Annotated in this window: 16 protein-coding genes; 7 read left to right on the plus strand and 9 right to left on the minus strand. The window is 73.9% G+C overall.

The window, feature by feature from the left end:
- Together AB0F77_RS17440 and rsmH are read right to left on the minus strand one after the other, a co-directional pair.
- The gene (locus AB0F77_RS17440) at positions 1-609 is read right to left on the minus strand and encodes a septum formation initiator family protein (protein WP_361948549.1); all 609 of its coding nucleotides are present in this window, start codon (positions 607-609) and stop codon (positions 1-3) included.
- A 43-nt stretch (positions 610-652) separates the two neighbouring features.
- On the minus strand, positions 653-1,609 hold the full coding sequence (rsmH, locus tag AB0F77_RS17445; RefSeq protein WP_361948551.1) for a 16S rRNA (cytosine(1402)-N(4))-methyltransferase RsmH: 957 nt from the start codon (positions 1,607-1,609) through the stop codon (positions 653-655).
- Between the two features lie 393 nt (positions 1,610-2,002).
- Here rsmH and AB0F77_RS17450 point away from each other — a divergent pair, with 393 nt between their 5' ends.
- The 4 genes from AB0F77_RS17450 (at position 2,003) to AB0F77_RS17465 (ending at position 7,734) form a co-directional block, all read left to right on the plus strand.
- Entirely contained in the window at positions 2,003-2,551 is a 549-nt protein-coding gene (locus AB0F77_RS17450; protein ID WP_361948554.1) for a carbonic anhydrase, read from the plus strand.
- 299 nt (positions 2,552-2,850) lie between these two features.
- Positions 2,851-3,891: a MoxR family ATPase gene (locus AB0F77_RS17455; RefSeq protein WP_361948557.1), complete on the plus strand. Its 1,041-nt coding sequence runs from the start codon at positions 2,851-2,853 to the stop codon at positions 3,889-3,891.
- The gene (locus AB0F77_RS17460) at positions 3,891-5,255 is read left to right on the plus strand and encodes a DUF58 domain-containing protein (RefSeq protein WP_361948559.1); all 1,365 of its coding nucleotides are present in this window, start codon (positions 3,891-3,893) and stop codon (positions 5,253-5,255) included. The genes AB0F77_RS17455 and AB0F77_RS17460 overlap by 1 nt, the downstream gene beginning before the upstream one ends.
- A gap of 82 nt (positions 5,256-5,337) precedes the next feature.
- On the plus strand, positions 5,338-7,734 hold the full coding sequence (locus tag AB0F77_RS17465; protein ID WP_361948562.1) for a DUF3488 and transglutaminase-like domain-containing protein: 2,397 nt from the start codon (positions 5,338-5,340) through the stop codon (positions 7,732-7,734).
- Between the two features lie 157 nt (positions 7,735-7,891).
- Here AB0F77_RS17465 and AB0F77_RS17470 read toward each other — a convergent pair whose 3' ends face one another.
- The 3 genes from AB0F77_RS17470 to AB0F77_RS17480 form a co-directional block, all read right to left on the minus strand.
- Positions 7,892-8,284 carry a DUF3040 domain-containing protein gene (locus tag AB0F77_RS17470; protein ID WP_361948565.1) on the minus strand — a complete coding sequence of 131 codons (393 nt, stop codon included), beginning with the start codon at positions 8,282-8,284 and terminating at the stop codon, positions 7,892-7,894.
- 276 nt (positions 8,285-8,560) lie between these two features.
- Complete coding sequence (locus AB0F77_RS17475) at positions 8,561-9,331, minus strand: methyltransferase (RefSeq protein ID WP_361948568.1); 771 nt, start codon at positions 9,329-9,331, stop codon at positions 8,561-8,563.
- 194 nt (positions 9,332-9,525) lie between these two features.
- Positions 9,526-10,089 (minus strand): SAV_6107 family HEPN domain-containing protein, encoded by a 564-nt coding sequence (locus AB0F77_RS17480; protein ID WP_361948571.1) that lies wholly within the window; start codon positions 10,087-10,089, stop codon positions 9,526-9,528.
- 174 nt (positions 10,090-10,263) lie between these two features.
- Between AB0F77_RS17480 and AB0F77_RS17485 the strand changes: the two genes are divergently transcribed.
- From AB0F77_RS17485 to AB0F77_RS17495, 3 genes are all read left to right on the plus strand, one after another.
- Positions 10,264-10,893, plus strand: a complete 630-nt coding sequence (locus AB0F77_RS17485; RefSeq protein WP_361948574.1) for a TetR/AcrR family transcriptional regulator — start codon at positions 10,264-10,266, stop codon at positions 10,891-10,893.
- Between the two features lie 392 nt (positions 10,894-11,285).
- Positions 11,286-11,897: a DUF4126 domain-containing protein gene (locus tag AB0F77_RS17490; RefSeq protein ID WP_361948577.1), complete on the plus strand. Its 612-nt coding sequence runs from the start codon at positions 11,286-11,288 to the stop codon at positions 11,895-11,897.
- Positions 11,898-11,943: 46 nt separating this feature from the next.
- Positions 11,944-13,500 (plus strand): NAD(P)/FAD-dependent oxidoreductase, encoded by a 1,557-nt coding sequence (locus tag AB0F77_RS17495; protein ID WP_361948580.1) that lies wholly within the window; start codon positions 11,944-11,946, stop codon positions 13,498-13,500.
- Between the two features lie 59 nt (positions 13,501-13,559).
- Here the strand turns inward: AB0F77_RS17495 and AB0F77_RS17500 are convergent, their stop codons facing one another.
- The 4 genes from AB0F77_RS17500 to AB0F77_RS17515 form a co-directional block, all read right to left on the minus strand.
- Positions 13,560-14,561, minus strand: a complete 1,002-nt coding sequence (locus tag AB0F77_RS17500; protein ID WP_361948583.1) for a hypothetical protein — start codon at positions 14,559-14,561, stop codon at positions 13,560-13,562.
- A gap of 56 nt (positions 14,562-14,617) precedes the next feature.
- On the minus strand, positions 14,618-15,544 hold the full coding sequence (gene metF, locus AB0F77_RS17505) for a methylenetetrahydrofolate reductase [NAD(P)H] (RefSeq protein ID WP_361948586.1): 927 nt from the start codon (positions 15,542-15,544) through the stop codon (positions 14,618-14,620).
- A gap of 105 nt (positions 15,545-15,649) precedes the next feature.
- Complete coding sequence (thiE, locus tag AB0F77_RS17510) at positions 15,650-16,300, minus strand: thiamine phosphate synthase (protein ID WP_361948589.1); 651 nt, start codon at positions 16,298-16,300, stop codon at positions 15,650-15,652.
- 203 nt (positions 16,301-16,503) lie between these two features.
- The gene (locus AB0F77_RS17515; RefSeq protein ID WP_361948592.1) at positions 16,504-16,869 is read right to left on the minus strand and encodes an Rv2175c family DNA-binding protein; all 366 of its coding nucleotides are present in this window, start codon (positions 16,867-16,869) and stop codon (positions 16,504-16,506) included.
- Between the last annotated feature and the right edge of the window lie 50 nt (positions 16,870-16,919).

A 16,919-nucleotide genomic window follows, 5' to 3' on the forward strand; every position in this document is an offset into this window, starting at 1 on the left:
TCACCTGCCGGGGGTCGTGGTCGTGGCGGGCTGGGCGGGGGTGAGGGGCGCGGTGGTACCGGGGGGCGCCGCGGGGGCGACCGGCGCGGAGGGCGTGAGGGGTGCCGAGGGGGTGGGGTCCGTCACGCCGAGCGGGAGCGACGAGGCCGACGAGGCCGACGCAGACAACGGGGACACCGGGGCCGACGGGGCCGAGGGGCCGACGGTGATCGTCTCGGGGACGGTGGGCCGGGGCGGGCGGACGTCCGCGGCGGCGCTGGGCACGCCCTTGACCGTGCCGTCGGGGCCGAGGAAGGCGGGGTCCCCGCCGGGGACCATGCCGAGTTCACGGGCACGGCGCTGGAGGGCGTCGGGCGCGGAGTAGGCGTCGATGTCGCGCTGGAGCGCCTGCTGCTCGTCGGTGAGGTTCTTGGTCTGCTTCTGGAGGTCGTCGAGCTGGAACGAGCCTTCGCTGAGCGCCGAGTTGAGCACCAGCAGGCCGATGAGGCCGCCGCCGAGGAGCAGGACGACGAGCAGGACGAACGGGGTGCGGGCGGCCTTGGCCCGGCCGGCCGGGAAGAGCCGCGCGAGCCGGGCGGCCCGCCCCCTCAGTTCGGGTTTCCTGCTCACATGCCCTCCGGCGAGTTCGTCGGCCCCACGCGGTTCGCGCCCCTCATTCGACGTCTTCCCTGACGCGCTGGGCTCCGCGCAGCCGCGCCGGTGCCGCCCGCCGGTTGTCGGCCACCTCTTCCTCGGTGGGAAGTTCGGCACCGCGTGTGAGCAGCTTGAGCCGGGGCTGGTAGCGCTCGGGCACGACGGGCAGTCCGGGCGGCGCGGTGGTGGCGGCGCCGGCCGCGAGCACCTGCTTGACCAGGCGGTCCTCCAGCGAGTGGTACGACAGGACGGCGATGCGTCCGTCCACGGCGAGGGCCTTGACGGCGGCGGGGATCGCCCGTTCCAGGACGGACAGTTCGCCGTTGACCTCGATGCGCAGGGCCTGGAAGGTGCGCTTGGCCGGGTTGCCGCCGGTGCGCTTGGCGGCCTGCGGCAGCGCGTCGCGGATGAGTTCGACGAGGCGGGCGCTCGTGGTGAAGGGCTCCTTGTCGCGCTCACGCACGATCGCGGAGACGATCCGCTTGGCCTGCTTCTCCTCGCCGTACGCGCGCAGCACGCGCACGAGTTCGCCGGCCGGGTAGGTGTTGAGGACCTCGGCGGCGCTGATGCCGGTCGTCTGGTCCATGCGCATGTCGAGGGGCGCGTCCTGCGCGTAGGCGAAACCCCGGTCGGCCTCGTCGAGTTGCATGGAGGAGACGCCGAGGTCGAACAGGACGCCCTGGACGCGCGGGAGGCCGAGCCGGTCGAGCACGTCCGGGAGTTCGTCGTAGACGGCGTGCACCAGGGTGGCCCGCTCGCCGTAGGGGGCGAGGCGTTCGCCGGACAGGCGCAGGGCCTCCTTGTCGCGGTCGAGGGCGACGAGCCGGGCCTCGGGGAAGCGGGCCAGCAGGGCCTCGCTGTGTCCGCCGAGGCCGAGGGTGCAGTCGACGACCACCGCTCCGGGCCGCTCCAGGGCGGGTGCCAGCAGGTCCAGGCACCGCTGGAGCATCACCGGGACGTGTCGACTCTGGCTCAACGAGGGCCTCTCAGGTCCGGCACGGGCCGCACGCACCGCCGGGTCCCCGCCCCGGAGAGCGTCAGCCGACCGGGAGCCGGAGGAGGCCGAGCCGTACGCACGCGCCGCGCACATGGGGAGACGGTCCGCGTCAGCGGGGTCTCCGGGGGATTCAGTCCAGCAGGGAGAGCCTCGCCTCCCGCTTCGCGTCACTTTAGTCCACCCTGTCGCGCGGTCAATCAACCGGCCTGCGCGTCGCGCGGTGGAGTGCCGAGGGGGTCGTGAGGCGGAAAGAAACGCTCTTACGGAGCAGTTTTATCCTCCGTGTGGGTTAGCTCACAACAAGCCCCGATGACGTTCTTTGTCCCCTCTCACAGCAGGACCGGAACGCGGGTGACCAGTACCGTCGGGACCATGACGACTTCTCCCGCTGTTCCCACCGGATCCTCGGACGCCATATCGGGCGCCGGCACCGTCACGGACCGTCTCGTAGAAGCCAACGAGCAGTACGCGGCCGAGTTCACCGACCCCGGGATGGACGCCCGGCCCGTCCTGCGGGTGGCCGTGGTGGCCTGCATGGACGCCCGTCTCGACCTGCACGCCGCGCTCGGCCTCCAGCTCGGCGACTGCCACACGGTCCGCAACGCGGGCGGTGTGGTCACCGACGACGTGATCCGCTCCCTCACCATCAGCCAGCGCGCGCTCGGCACCCGCAGCGTCGTGCTCATCCACCACACGGGCTGCGGCCTGGAGTCCCTCACCGAGGAGTTCCGGCACGACCTGGAGATGGAGGTCGGCCAGCGTCCCTCCTGGGCGGTGGAGTCCTTCCGGGACGTGGAGCAGGACGTGCGGCAGTCCATGCAGCGGGTGCGCACCTCGCCGTTCCTGCTGCACACCGAGGACGTACGCGGGTTCGTGTTCGACGTCAGGACGGGTCTGCTGCGCGAGGTCGACCCGGCCTGAGCGGGCGGCGCGCCCCGGTCGTCCGCGGCGCGCCGGCCGCCGTCCACCGTCCATCGAAGCCCCTCCGACGACCCCTGTCCGCCATCGAATATCCGGTCGAAAAGTCCGGTCGAAAAAGTCATAAGACCGACATGGCGCGGGCAGTTGTCCACAGGCGAGTGACACGAATCGGTAACGGCGGCAAGAATGCGGGTGTGGCGTCACGCGGAACTTTTCCCGTGTGGTGTCCGTGTTTCGGGGTGGGCCTGTCCGCATCGCAGAGCGACGGCCCGGAGTGAGAACGGGCCGAGGAGGGCCGGGTGACGACCTATGACGATCGAGCGAACCTCACAGATCTGACCTCCACCGTGGAGCGTGTCCGCAGTTCGGTGGAGGGAGTGATCGAGGGAAAGCCCGAGGTCGTACGGCTTTCGCTGACCGTGCTGCTCGCCGAGGGACACCTCCTCATCGAGGATGTACCCGGCGTGGGCAAGACGATGCTCGCCAAGGCGCTGGCACGGTCGATCGACTGCTCGGTGCGGCGTATCCAGTTCACGCCCGACCTGCTGCCCTCGGACATCACGGGTGTGTCCATCTGGGACCAGCAGCGCCGGGACTTCGAGTTCAAGCCGGGTGCGATCTTCGCGCAGATCGTGATCGGCGACGAGATCAACCGCGCCTCCCCCAAGACCCAGTCCGCGCTGCTGGAGTCCATGGAGGAGCGCCAGGTCACCATCGACGGGCAGAGCTACGAGCTGCCGAGCCCGTTCATGGTGGTCGCCACGCAGAACCCGGTCGAGATGGAGGGCACGTACCCGCTGCCCGAGGCCCAGCGCGACCGCTTCATGGCACGGGTGTCGATCGGCTACCCGAGCCCGGAGGCCGAGCTCCAGATGCTCGACGTGCACGGCGGGGTCAACCCGCTGGACGACCTCCAGCCGGTGGCGCACGCGCACGAGATCGGCAAGCTGATCGAGGCGGTGCGCGGCGTGCACGTCGCGGAGACCGTCCGGCGCTACGCGGTGGACCTGGTCGCCGCCACACGCACCCACCCCGACCTGAGACTCGGCGCCTCCCCGCGCGCGACGCTGCACCTGCTGCGCGCAGCGAAGGCGTCCGCGGCCCTGGCCGGCCGGGAGTACGCGCTGCCGGACGACGTGCAGGCCCTCGCCGTCGCCGTCCTCGCCCACCGGCTGCTGCCCACGGCCCAGGCCCAGCTCAACCGGCGCACGTCGGAGCAGGTCGTCCAGGAGATCCTCCAGCGCACCCCGGTGCCCGCCGCGCCGCAGCAGCAGGCCGGCCTCGGCGGCCTGGGCCGGGCCGCTCCCGCGTACGGCCAGCAGCCGCCCCGGAGGCTGTGATGAGCACCGGGGGGATCGGCCGGCCGGAGACCGACCGCGGGGAGAAGGGCGGCATCCGTACGGCCCTGGCCGGGCTCACCACACGCGGCCGGTCCTTCTTCGCGGCGGGCATCGCCGCGGCGATCTGCGCCTATGTGCTGGGCCAGAGCGATCTGCTGCGGGTCGGGCTGCTGCTCGCGGTGCTGCCGCTGATCTGCGCCGCGGTGCTCCACCGCACGCGGTACCGGGTGGCCGCTGGCCGCCGGCTGTCCCCCTCGCGCGTGCCGGCGACCGGCGAGGCGCGTGTCCATCTGCGGATGGACAATGTGTCGCGGCTGCCCACGGGGCTGCTGATGCTCCAGGACCGGGTGCCGTACGTGCTCGGTCCGCGGCCCCGGTTCGTGCTGGACCGGGTGGAGCCGGGCGGTCGGCGCGAGGTGTCCTACCGGGTCCGTTCGGACCTGCGCGGGCGCTATCCGCTGGGGCCGCTCCAGCTGCGGCTGACCGACCCGTTCGGGATGTGCGAGCTGACGCGCTCCTTCTCGACCCACGACACGCTGACCGTCGTCCCGCGCGTGGAGCCGCTGCCGCCGGTGCGGCTGAGCGGCGAGGCGAAGGGGTACGGCGACGGGCGGCAGCGCTCCCTGGCCCTGGCCGGCGAGGACGACGTGATCCCACGGGGCTACCGGCACGGCGACGACCTGCGCCGGGTCCACTGGCGTTCCACCGCGCGCTACGGCGAGCTGATGGTGCGCCGCGAGGAGCAGCCCCAGCGGGCCCGCTGCACCGTGCTGCTGGACACACGGGGCATCGCCTTCGCGGGCGCGGGACCGGAGTCGGCCTTCGAGTGGGCGGTGTCGGGCGCCGCGTCCGCCCTGGTCCACATGCTCGAACGCGGCTACTCGGTGCGGCTGTTGACGGACACCGGGAGTTCGGTGCCCGGCGAGGGGTCCGACGGGTTCGCGGGCGCCAGCCAGGAATCCGCGGACGCGGCCGGGCTGATGATGGACACCCTCGCCGTGATCGACCACTCGGACGGCTCGGGCCTGTCGCGCGCCTACGACGTGCTGTGCGGCGGCGGCGAGGGGCTGCTGATCGCCTTCCTCGGCGACCTGGACGAGGAGCAGGCGGCGGTGGTCGCCAAGATGCGGCAGCGCAGCGGCGCCGCCGTCGCGTTCGTCCTGGACCCCGACGTGTGGGTGCGGGAGACGGGCGGCGCCCCGGAGGCGGACGATCCGCACGAGGAGCGGCTGCGGCTGCTGCGCGACGCGGGCTGGACGGCCGTGGGCGTGCCGCGCGGGAGTGCCCTGAGCGACCTGTGGCGCCAGGCGGACCGGGAGCGTACGAGCGCCGCGGCGGGCGGAGGCGGGGAGGCACGGCGATGACGGGCCGGGAACGGCGGGGAGGGGGCGCGGCGGTGCGGACATGTCCTCACAACGGTTCGCGCGGGCACGCGGAGGTGTTGACATGAGCGGGCGGGCACGGCTGTCGCTGTTCGCCGCGGCGGCCACGATGGCGGCGGCGTGCTCGCTGCTGCCCCTGGTCTCGCCGGCGACGTGGATCGTCCAGGCGGCGCTGCTCCTCGCGGTGCAGACGGGTGTCGGGATGGCGGCCCGGCGGGTGCCGCTGGCGCGTCCGCTGACCGTGGCGGCGCAGGCGGTCGTCACGCTGCTCCTGCTGACGCTGGTCTTCGCCCGGGAGCACGCGATCGCCGGGCTGATACCCGGGCCGGGCACCTTCCGGTTCCTCGCGGACCTGCTCCAGGAGGGCTCGGACGACGTCGGCCGGTACGCGATCCCGGCGCCGCTGAGCCCCGGCATACGGCTCATGGTCGTCGGCGGTGTCCTGGTGATCGGCCTGATCGTGGACACCCTGGCCGTGACGTTCCGCAGCGCGGCGCCGGCGGGTCTGCCGCTGCTCGCGCTGTACTCGGTGGCCGCCGGGCTCTCGGACGGCGGCGCCGACTGGCTGTGGTTCCTGGTCGCGGCCGCCGGCTATCTGATGCTGCTGCTCGCGGAGGGCCGGGACCGGCTCTCGCAGTGGGGCCGGGTCTTCGGCGGCGCCCCGCGCGGGCCGGGCACCCTCGGCGGCGGCTCCTCGGGCGGGGCGGTGGCCCCGGTGCGCACGGGCCGCCGTATCGGTGTGGTGGCGCTGGGCGTCGCCCTCGTGGTGCCGCTCGCCCTTCCCGCGATGCAGGGCGGTCTCCTGGACGGCGCGGGAGCGGGCGTCGGCGCGGGCAGCGGGACCGGCGGGACGATCTCCGCGGTGAACCCGCTGGTGTCCCTGCGCGACAGCCTCAACGTGGACGAGGACCGCCAGGTCCTGTCCCTGAAGAGCGACACGAACGACGTCTCGGACCTGTACCTGCGGATCGTCTCGCTCGACGACTTCGACGGCACCACCTGGAAGCCGTCCCAGCGGCGCATCGAGAGCGTGCCCGACCCGATGCCGACGCCGGTGGGCCTCGGCCCGGACGTCAAGCGTTCCCAGGTCAGGACGACGGTCTCGGCGGCGGGCTGGTACGCGCAGGACTGGCTGCCGATGCCGTACCCGCCGAGCCAGGTGCGCATCGGCGGCAAGTGGCGCTACGAGCCGGTGGGCATGACCCTCGTCGGCGACCACGGGCAGACGACGCGCGGGGCGACGTACCAGGTCACCAGTCTGGCGGTGCAGCCGACGGCCGAGCAGCTCGCGGACGCGCCGCGGCCGCCGGAGGCGCTGGAGCGCGAGTACACCAGGGTGCCGTCGTCGCTGCCGTCGGTGGTGGCCGAGACGGCGAAGCAGGTCACCGAGGGCGCGACCACGCACTACGCCGAGGCGGTCAAGCTCCAGGACTACTTCGCGTTGACCGGAGGGTTCCAGTACGACACCGAGGTCGAGGTCGGCCGCGGCCCCAACGCCATAGCGAACTTCCTGAGGCGGAAGGAGGGCTTCTGCGTCCACTTCTCCTTCGCGATGGCCGCGATGGCCCGCACGCTGGGCATACCGGCCCGGGTGGCGGTCGGCTTCGCGCCCGGTTCCCCGCAGGCGGACGGCACGGTGTCGGTCGGCCTCAAGGACGCGCACGCCTGGCCCGAGCTGTACTTCGAGGGTGTGGGCTGGACCCGCTTCGAGCCCACCCCGACCCGGGGCTCGACTCCGTCGTACACGCAGACGAACACCCCCGGCACCGCGCTGCCGGACCCGGGCAGCCCCTCGCAGTCGGCGTCCGCCGAGCCCTCGACGTCGGCCTCGGCGAGCGCGAGCTGCTCCGCGCTGGACCGGAAGCTGGAGGCGTGCGACAGCCCGACGGCGCAGGCCGTGGCGGTCGGCGGCGGCGACGGCCCGAAGTGGTGGCAGCTGGGGCTGTGGGCGCTGGGCGGACTGGTCGTCGTGGCGATCCCGCTGTCGCCGCTGCTGTGGCGCAGGCGGCTGCGGGCCGTACGGCTCGGGGCGCACGCCCGCACGGAGGAGGGCCAGGCCGCGCACGCGCTGGCGGTGTGGCAGGAGCTGGCCGACTCCGCGTGGGACGTCGGCATCCCGCCGGACGAGTCCCAGACCCCGCGCCGGGCCGCCGCCCGGATCGTGCGCCTCGGGCATCTCGACGAGACGGCGGGCGCGGCGGTGCACCGGGTGGCCGACGCGGTGGAGCAGGTCCTCTACGCCCCGCATCCGCGCCCGACGGCGGGCCTCGCGGAGGACGCGCGCCGGGTGATCACCGCGCTGGGCGCCACGGTCGGCCGCGGCACCCGGCTGCGGGCGCTGCTGGCGCCGCGGTCGTCCGTGCGCGTGGTGTGGGCGGCGTCGGCCTGGTGGACGTCGCTCACGGTACGGGCTGCGGCGGCCCGCCCGAGCTGGCGCAGGCCGACGGGCGAGCAGGGTTAGGGCCCCGCGGGGGCCGGGCACACGGCCCCCGCGCACGGCCCTGTGGACACGACCGACCCGTGGACACGACCGAGGGGACACGACCGAGGGGTGATCGCCCGGCCGGGCGATCACCCCTCATGTGTGCTCGTGTGCGGTCCCGAGGACCGCTGCGCCGTTACTGGCCCTGTTCGTCGCGGCGCCGCTGCCAGCGCTGCTCGATGCGGTCCATCACGGAGCGCCTCGACCGTCCCTGACGGCGGGCGTGCGGGCCGCCCGCTGCGGGCTGCTCTCCCGGTTTGGGCGCCTTGCGCCACCCCGTGACGGCGAGCACCGCACAGCCCAGCATGACGAGGAAGCCCACCACGCTGACCCAAATCTGCTGTGCGACCATTCCGGCCATGAGGAGCGCGATACCTACGAGGAAGCCGGCGACCGCTTGGTAGACCCGTCGCCGGGTGTACGTACGCAGCCCGTTTCCCTCAAGCGCTGTCGCGAACTTGGGATCTTCGGCGTACAGCGCTCGCTCCATCTGCTCGAGCATGCGCTGCTCGTGCTCGGAGAGCGGCACGGAGTCCTCCTCATCGTGCAGTCGCCGGGGCGACCCGGGGGTCCCTTCAGGATAGGCAGGGAATCGCCCCCGTGAAACCCGCCCCTCTACGCCAATTGGCCAACCGGTTCCCGTCATGGCCGTCCCGGCTCGCTGAGGCTTCCATTCCCCTGCGGCCGACCCGTCATGCCGGAAGGTCTCCCTCGATCATACGGCGCAAACCCCTCGATCGGGGGGTCTGTGGCGTACTCCATGTGCGTCCGCGCCCCTGATCAGCGGCGCTTCCCCACCGCTCGCTCAGGCCTCTTCGGCACCCGGTGCCTCACCGAGCACATGGAGCTGTGTGGCCACGGAGTGGAAGGCCGGCAGGGCCGCCGCCGCGGCCTCCAGTTGCAGCAGCGCGTCGAGGGCGCCGGGCTCGGTGTCGACGAGGACCCCGGGGACCAGGTCGGCGAAGACCCGCACGCCGTGCACGGCGCCCACCCGCAGGCCCGCGCCCTCGACGAGCGCGGTCAGCTGCTCGGCGGTGAAGCGCCGCGGGACGGGGTCGCCGGTGCCCCAGCGGCCGTCGGGGTCGCCGAGCGACTGGCGGGCCTCCTTGAAGTGGCCGGCGAGGGCGCGGGCGAGCACGGCGCCCCCGAGGCCGGCCGCGAGCAGGCTGAGGACGCCCTCGGGGCGCAGGGCGGCCACGGCGTTGCGCAGGCCCTCGGCGGGGTCGTCCACGTACTCCAGGACGCCGTGGCACAGCACCACGTCGTGGCCGCCGCGCTCGACCACGTCGAAGAGGCCCTGGGTGTCGCCCTGGACGCCCCGGACGCGGTCGGCGACACCGGCCTCGGCCGCCCGGCGCTCCAGCGCGAACAGCGCGTTGGGGCTGGGGTCCACGACGGTGACGCGGTGTCCGAGACGGGCGACGGGCACCGCGAAGTTGCCGCTGCCGCCCCCGGTGTCGAGGACGTCGAGGCAGTCCCGGCCCGTGGCCTTGACCCGGCGGTCCAGGGCGTCCTGGAGGACCTCCCAGACCACGGCGGTACGGAGAGAGGCGCGGGGGCGGCTCGGGTCCGGCACGACAGTCGACTCCTCGGCGCGGCACCGCCTGTTGCCCGGCGGCGCGAACGGGGTGCCCGCCCCGGTCCGGACGCGGACACGGGGTGGGCTCAGGCTCCTCCACCCTATTGCCTGTGCCGCCGTCCCAGGTCACCACCGCGGTGTGCGGCGCCCCGCGTCTCGTACGGCGGACACCGGGGTGGTCGCGTGGCCGCTCAGCCGGCGTCCGGGAGGTCCCCCCTGCCGTCCGGACGGTCGGGTTCGCCGGGGTCCCGGCGGGGCTGCGGGAGGACGGGCTGGAGCACCAGCAGACGCTCGACGATGCGAACGAACATCGCCACGTCGCGTATGAGGTCGTCGGCGTCCCTGCGGGTGGCCGCGCCCTGGATGCCGGCCTCGGCGCGGGCGCGGCGGCGGGCTCCGGAGGCGAACAGGGCGCTCCATTCGGTGAGTTCGGGCGCGATCTCGGGAAGCACCTCCCAGGCGCTGCGGATGCGGGCGCGGCGCCGGGGCGAGGTCTCGGGACGGCCGCGGGCGGCGAGCACGGCGGCGGCGGTGCGCAGGGCGGCGAGGTGGGCGGTCGCGTAGCGCTCGTTGGGGGTTTCCAGGACGGATGCCTCGTCGAGTCCGGCACGGGCCTGGGCGAGCAGGTCGAGGGCGGCGGGCGGGGCTGTGGCCCGGCGGAGCACGGGGTGCACGTCGCTCGCCGGGCCGGTCAGTGAGGGGGCAGGGCCGGTGGCGCGGCGCCGCCGGGCGGCGGCCGCTGAAGAGTTGGCCATGACGAACCTCCTGTCGTCTGGTTGACGGCACACCCGCTACGAGGTGCCGTATGTGCCCATCGTGCGGTATGCCACTGACAATCCGTTCCGACCTGGGACTTCGTGGCCGGGACCGGGCGCGTCACCTCGTCCCGCGGCCCCCGCCGGGGCACCCGTTGCTGTGAGAATCGGGGCATGGAACGCAGCAGCACCACGTCGGGCGGCGGCACCCGCCGCGAGGCCACCCGGCAGAAGCTCTACGAGGCCGCCGTCACGCTCATCGCCGAACAGGGTTTCTCCGCCACGACGGTGGACGAGATCGCCGAACGGGCGGGCGTCGCGAAGGGCACGGTCTACTACAACTTCGCGAGCAAGTCGGTCCTCTTCGAGGAGCTGCTGCGGCACGGCGTGGGGCTCCTCACCGCCTCCCTGCGCGAGGCGGCGGAGCGCACGGCCCGCGCGGGCGGCGGCCGGGTGGACGCCCTGGACGAGATGATCCGCGCGGGGCTGGTCTTCATCGACCGCTATCCGGCGTTCACCCAGCTGTACGTGGCCGAGCTGTGGCGCACCAACCGGGCCTGGCAGTCGACGCTGACGGTGGTGCGGCAGCAGGCGGTCGCGGTCGTGGAGGAGGTGCTGCGCGAGGGGGTGGACAGCGGCGAGTTCAGCGAGGAGATCGACGTGCCGCTGACCGCCGCCGCGCTGGTGGGCATGGTGCTGGTGGCGGCGCTGGACTGGAAGTCGTTCCAGCCGGAGCGCTCCCTGGACGACGTGCACGCGGCCCTGTCGCGCCTCCTCCAGGGCCGGGTGAGCGGCAGGCGCTGAGCCGCCGGGCGCGCGGGCGAAGGCGCCGGTCCGGGTGGCCGCGTCCCCCGCGGGCCACCGGTGGACCGGCGCCTTCCGTGCTCCCCCGTACCCTCCCCGTGCAGTCGCCCCCGGCGGGAACCGCGTCGCGGACCCTCCGGGTTCTCCCCCGCTCCCCCGTGGCTCGCTTCCGCCGACGGATCGGCGGAAGGAGCGGTCAAGGGCGAGGGCTCCGTTCCGCCGCCCCGTGTCGGCGGTGCCGGCGCCCTGCCCCCTTCCGTGTCTCCACTGTCTCGTTCGCGCAGGTCGGCCCCCATCCGCGCGCGTACTCATCTTGGCGTCTAGGTACGGATACTCAGGCGTGCGCACCCGGGCCCAGGACACGGTGTCGCCACCTGGTTACGATGCCGTCCGTGTCCGTACTCCCCCTGGTGTTCACCAGCGGCTGGGCCAGCGGTGTCAACGCCTATGCCGTCGTGCTGCTGCTCGGCGTCCTCGGGGCGACCGGGGTGAGCGACGACGTCCCGGACACGCTCCAGCGCCCCGAGGTGCTGGCCGTCGCCGCCGTGCTGTTCCTGTGCGAGGCCGTCGCCGACAAGATCCCGTACGTCGACTCGGTGTGGGACTCCGCGCACACCGTGGTCCGGCCGCTCGCCGGCGCCTGGGTGGGCGCGCTGCTGGCCGGTCACAGCGGCTCGCTGCCGGACGTGGCGGCGGCGCTGATCGGCGGGTCGACGGCGCTGGCCAGCCACACGGTCAAGGCCGGCACCCGGATGGCCGTCAACACCTCGCCCGAGCCGTTCAGCAACATGGTCCTGAGCACGGCCGAGGACCTGGGGGTCGGCGGGATCGTCACCTTCGCGGTGTTCCACCCGCGGGCCGCGGCGGTCGTCGCCGCGGTCCTGCTCGCGGCGGGCCTGGTCGTGCTGTTCCTCCTGGTCTCGCGGATCCGCCGCTTCCTGCGCGGCCGGGCGCGGCGGCGGGAGGAACGCAGGGTGGCAGGGCGGGAGGCGCCGCCGTACTGACGGCCCGCGGGGCGGATTGTCGGTGGCGGTCGATAGGGTCGCCGACATGGGACGGATCGCGGTGATCGGCGCCGGGACGGGCGCCATGGCGGCTGCCGCCCGGCTGGCCGTGGCGGGCCACCGGGTGGTGGTGTACGAGCGTGGGGAGACGTACGGCGGGGCGCTGCGCCGGTTCGAGCGGGACGGCTTCCGCTTCGACACCGGCCCCGGACTGCTGCCGCTGCCCGCGGTGTACCGCGATCTGTTCGTCAAGACCGGCAAGGAGCCGCTGGAGGACACCGTCGAGCTGGTTCAGGTCGACCCGTCCTCGCGGCACGTCTTCGCGGACGGCACCGAGGTGTCCCTGCCGAACGCCTCGCGCGCGGGTGTCGTCGCGGCGCTGGACGCGGCGCTCGGCGAGGGGGCCGGCCGGCGCTGGGGAGACTTCCTGGTGCGCGCCCGCGAGGCGTGGGACCGCACCCGCAGGCCCCTCCTGGAGGAGCCGCTGTGGCCGAACTGGGAGGTGCTGGCGGAGCGCGAGCCCTATCCGGCCGTTCCGCACAAGCGACTGCTGCGCACCCGTACGGCGTCGACGCTCGCCGAGGTCGGCGCCTGGGAGCTGCGCGACCCGCGGCTGACCGCGCTCCTCGACGGCCACGCGCTCGCGCACGGTCTCGATCCCCGCACCGCCCCGGCGGCCGCGGCCGTCCTGCCGTACCTGGAGCACGCCTTCGGGACCTGGTACGTCCGGGGCGGGATGCGGGAGTTGGCGCGCGCGGTGTACGAGCGCTGTGTGCGGCGCAGGGTGGAGTTCGTCTTCGGCGCCGAGGTGACCGGGGTGCTGGAGAAGGACGGCCGGGCGGCCGGCGTGGAGTTGGCGGACGGGGGGACGGCCGAGGCGGACTTCGTGGTCGCCGGGGTCGCGCCGGACACGCTGGACCGGATCACGGGCACGCCCTCGCGGGGCGGGGGCGGGGTGGCGCCGCAGCGGGGGCTGCCGAGCCGGCTGACGGTGCTGCTGGCGCTGCGCGGGGGGCGTCCGGAGGGGACGGCGCACCGGACGGTGGTGCACGCGCAGGACCGGGACGCCGAGTTGAAGCTGCTGTTCGGCACGCCGGGCGGCACCGCAAGCAGCACTGCGGAAAGCGGCACCGCAAGCAGCACCACGGGAAACGGCACGGCCGGGCGGCCCACGGTCACCGTGCTGCGCCCCGACGACCCGACGCTCGTCCCGGACGCGGACCACGAGGCGGTCACCCTGACGGCCACGGTCCCGGCGGGGGCGGACCCGGGCCGGGGGGACGTCGCCGAGCGGGTGGAGACCATGCTGTCGGTCGCCGAGCGTGCCGTGCCGGGGCTGCGGGGGCGGCTGCTGTGGACGGAGGTGCGCACCCCGGCCGACATCGCCGAGGAGACGGGCGCGACGGGCGGTGCCGTGCCCGCGCCCGCACTCGCCGCGGCGGGCGGGCGGCTGCTGCACCCGGCCAACTCCACCGCCGTGCCCGGTCTGTTCACGGTCGGGGGCTGGTCGCATCCCGGGGGCGGGCTGCCGCACGCGGGCATGTCCGGCGCGCTGGTGGCCGGACTGATCGTGGAGGGACCGGAGTTCCGCGGCTCCCGCTGAGCGGACGGACGTCCGGGCGGCCGGACGTCCGGGGCGGGCGGCCGGGTCGGGCGGTCCGGTCAGAAGCGGTACTGCTCGTCGTAGCCGTTGCCCTGCTGCTGGCCGCCCTCGTGGCCCTGGTAGGGGTACGGCTGTTCCTGCGGGAGTTCGCCGCCGTAGTTCTCGTCGGTGCGCTGCTGCGGGACCCAGACGCCGCCGGCCGGTGTCTCGTAGCCCTGCTGGGCGTACTGGTCCTGGGCGTAACCCTGCTGGCCCTGCTGCCCCTGACCCTGCTGCCCCTGGCCGTACTGCTGCTGGCCGTAGGCGTCGTAGCCGGTGCCGTCGTAGCTCTGCGTGCCCGCGTAGGGGTCGGCGTAGGTGCCGTACTGGCCCTGGTCGTAACCCTGTTGACCCTGCTGGCCGCCCTGGTCGTACTGCTGGCCGTAGCCGGAGTAGTCGTAGCCGTACGTCTGGTCGGTGCCCGCCGTCGCGTAGCCCTGGTCCTGGGGCTGGCCGGCGGCCGCGTAGGCCGGGTCGGTGCCCTGCGTGGCGTACGAGGAGGGCGAGTTGCCGTATATGCCGTAGGAGCCGGTCTCGTCGGGCAGGGGCTGGGGCTCGTAGACCGTGGACGGTCCGCCTGCGCCGTCGTGGTCGGGGCGGCCCGCGGTGAAGACGTCGTCGTGGTCGTCGTCGTAGGCGAGGGTCTCCCGGCCGTAGCCGGGGGCCTGGACGTCGTGACCGCCGGTGGGCGACTCCAGGTCGGAGACCTCCAGGGAGGGGTCCTGGTGCTCGGGCTCGCCGCGGCGGCGCTTGCTGCCCTCCGCGCCGGGGCGGTTGAACGCCCAGCCCTCCTCGAAGCCGCGGCGGAACGACAGGGTGACGTAGGTCTGGCCGACCACGAAGGCGGCCGCGCCCAGACCGATGACGAGGACGGAGTGGGACAGCACACCGAGCACGACACCGAGGAAGCCGGCGAAGGCGACCAGGCGCCAGCGCAGCCGCGCCTTGTACTGGAGCAGCACCTCGCCCAGCAGCCACAGTGCGACGATGCCGAACGCGATGTAGAGGACCGTCAAGCCCATGTACGCCCCTCTCCCAATGACCGCTACGCAGTGTGTCGTATGCCGGTGCGACAGGTCTAGGTCCGCGGTGGGTGGTGCAGACCCAGGTTCTCGTAGATCTCCAGCGGCGCCGTGGAGTTGTTGAGCGTGATGAAGTGCAGACCCGGTACGCCCTCGGCCAGCAGACGCGCACAGAACTCCGTGGCGAACTCGATACCGATGGAGCGTACCGCCGCCGGATCGTCCTTGGCTGTGAGGATGCGCTCATTCAGGGCATCCGGGAACACGGCGTTGCTGAGTCGCGGCAATCTCTCCAGCAGCTTCACGCTCGTCACCGGCATGACCTCGGGGATGACCGGGGTGTCGCAGCCCGCGGCGGCGACCCGGTCGCGCAGGCGCAGATAGGAGTCCGGCTGGAAGAACATCTGCGTGATGGCGTAGTCGGCGCCGGCGCGGCACTTGTCGACGAAGTGCGCGACGTCCGTGTCCCAGTCGGTGGAGCGCGGGTGCATCTCGGGGAAGGCGGCGACGCCCACGCAGAAGTCGCCGGACTCCTTGATGAGGCGCACGAGGTCGGCCGCGTAGGCCAGGCCCTCGGGGTGCGCCACCCAGTCGCCCATGGGGTCGGCGCCGGGCGGGTCGCCGCGGACGGCGAGCATGTTGCGGATGCCGGCGTCCGCGTACTGGCCGATGATGTTGCGCAGTTCGGCGACGGAGTGGTCGACCGCGGTGAGGTGGGCGACCGGGGTGAGCGTGGTGTCGGCGACGATCTGCTGGGTCTCGCGGACCGTGCCCGCGCGGGTGGAGCCGCCGGCCCCGTAGGTGACGGAGACGAAGTCGGGGGCGACCGCCTCGACCCGGCGCAGCGCGTTCCACAGGCTCCGCTCGCCCTTGGGGGTCTTCGGCGCCGAGAACTCGAAGGAGTACGTCGTCTTGCCTGCGGCGAGGATGTCACGCACGGTGCGCGCGCGGTCGGTCCTGGTGGATGCGGTTCCGAGGGCCATACCGGCAGGTTAGCCAGGGGTGGGCGGTCCCCCAACCGGGCGTCGGTGAATTGCCCGATTCGCCGCCTTCTTGTCCACCCCTTGGACAGTCGCCGCCGGGCGGGGCTACGCCTTGCGCAGGCGCTCGGCGAACTCGGCCGCCGCGGCGCCGGGGTCGTCGGCCTCGGTGATCGCGCGGACGACGACCACCCGGCGGGCGCCGGCGTCGAGGACCTGGTCGAGGTTGCCGAGGTCGATGCCGCCGATGGCGAACCAGGGGCGGTCGGTGCCCAGGGCGGCGGTGTGGCGGACCAGGTCGAGGCCGGGGGCGTGGCGGCCGGGCTTGGTGGGGGTGGGCCAGCAGGGGCCGGTGCAGAAGTAGTCCACGCCGTCCTGGACGGCGGCCGCGTCGGCCTCGGCCTCGGCGTGCGTGGAGCGGCCGATCAGGACGTCGTCGCCGAGGATCGCGCGGGCCGCGGGGACGGGGAGGTCGCCCTGGCCGAGGTGGAGGACGTCGGAGGCGGCGGCGTGGGCGACGTCCGCGCGGTCGTTGACGGCGAGCAGCCTGCCGTGCCGGGCGCACGCCTCGGCGAACACGGCGAGGTGCTCCAGCTCCTCGGCGGCCTCCATGCCCTTGTCGCGCAGCTGCACGATGTCGACCCCGCCGGCGAGCACCGCGTCCAGGAACTCGGGCAGGTCGCCCTGGCGCCTGCGGGCGTCGGTGCAGAGGTAGACCCGCGCGTCGGCGAGCCGGGCACGGGCGGTGACGTCGGACATGGGGTCCCCCGGGGTGCGTGCGGTGACGGTGAGTACGGGCCGCGAGAGCGTAGCGCCCGGGCCGCGCCGGCACGGCCACCGGGCACCGTGTCCCGGCGGCGGTACGGCCCGGTGGGCACGGCGGTGCTCCGGCCGGCGGGGCACGGTGCCACCCGGCCGTGAGCACCGGCGCCCGCCCGGCGGGAACGCGGGTGCGGGGCGGGTCAGACGGCGAGGGCCTGGGCCCGGCGTTTCACCTCCGTGCCGCGGTTCTCACCGAGGGCCTGGGCGGGGGTGCCCGGCAGGCTGGGGTCGGCGGTGAAGAGCCACTCCAGCATTTCCTCGTCCGTGAAGCCGTCGTCCCGCAGCAGCGTCAGGGTCCCGGACAGCCCCTTGACGACCTTGTCCCCGTCGATGAAGGCGGCGGGGACGTGCAGCGCGTGGTTCTCACCACGGCGTACGGCGATGAGCTGGCCCTCCTTGACCAGCTGCCGCACGCGTGTCACCTCGACGTCCAGCATCTCCGCGATGTCGGGGAGGGTGAGCCAGTCGGGGACGAGCGCATCGATCTTCGTGTCAATCTCGGTCACGGAAACAGCCTGCCATCCCGGACCGACAGTCGGAAGCCGGGCCGGACGGA

The organism is Streptomyces sp. NPDC026672 (assembly GCF_040638185.1).
Classification (GTDB): Bacteria; Actinomycetota; Actinomycetes; order Streptomycetales; family Streptomycetaceae; genus Streptomyces.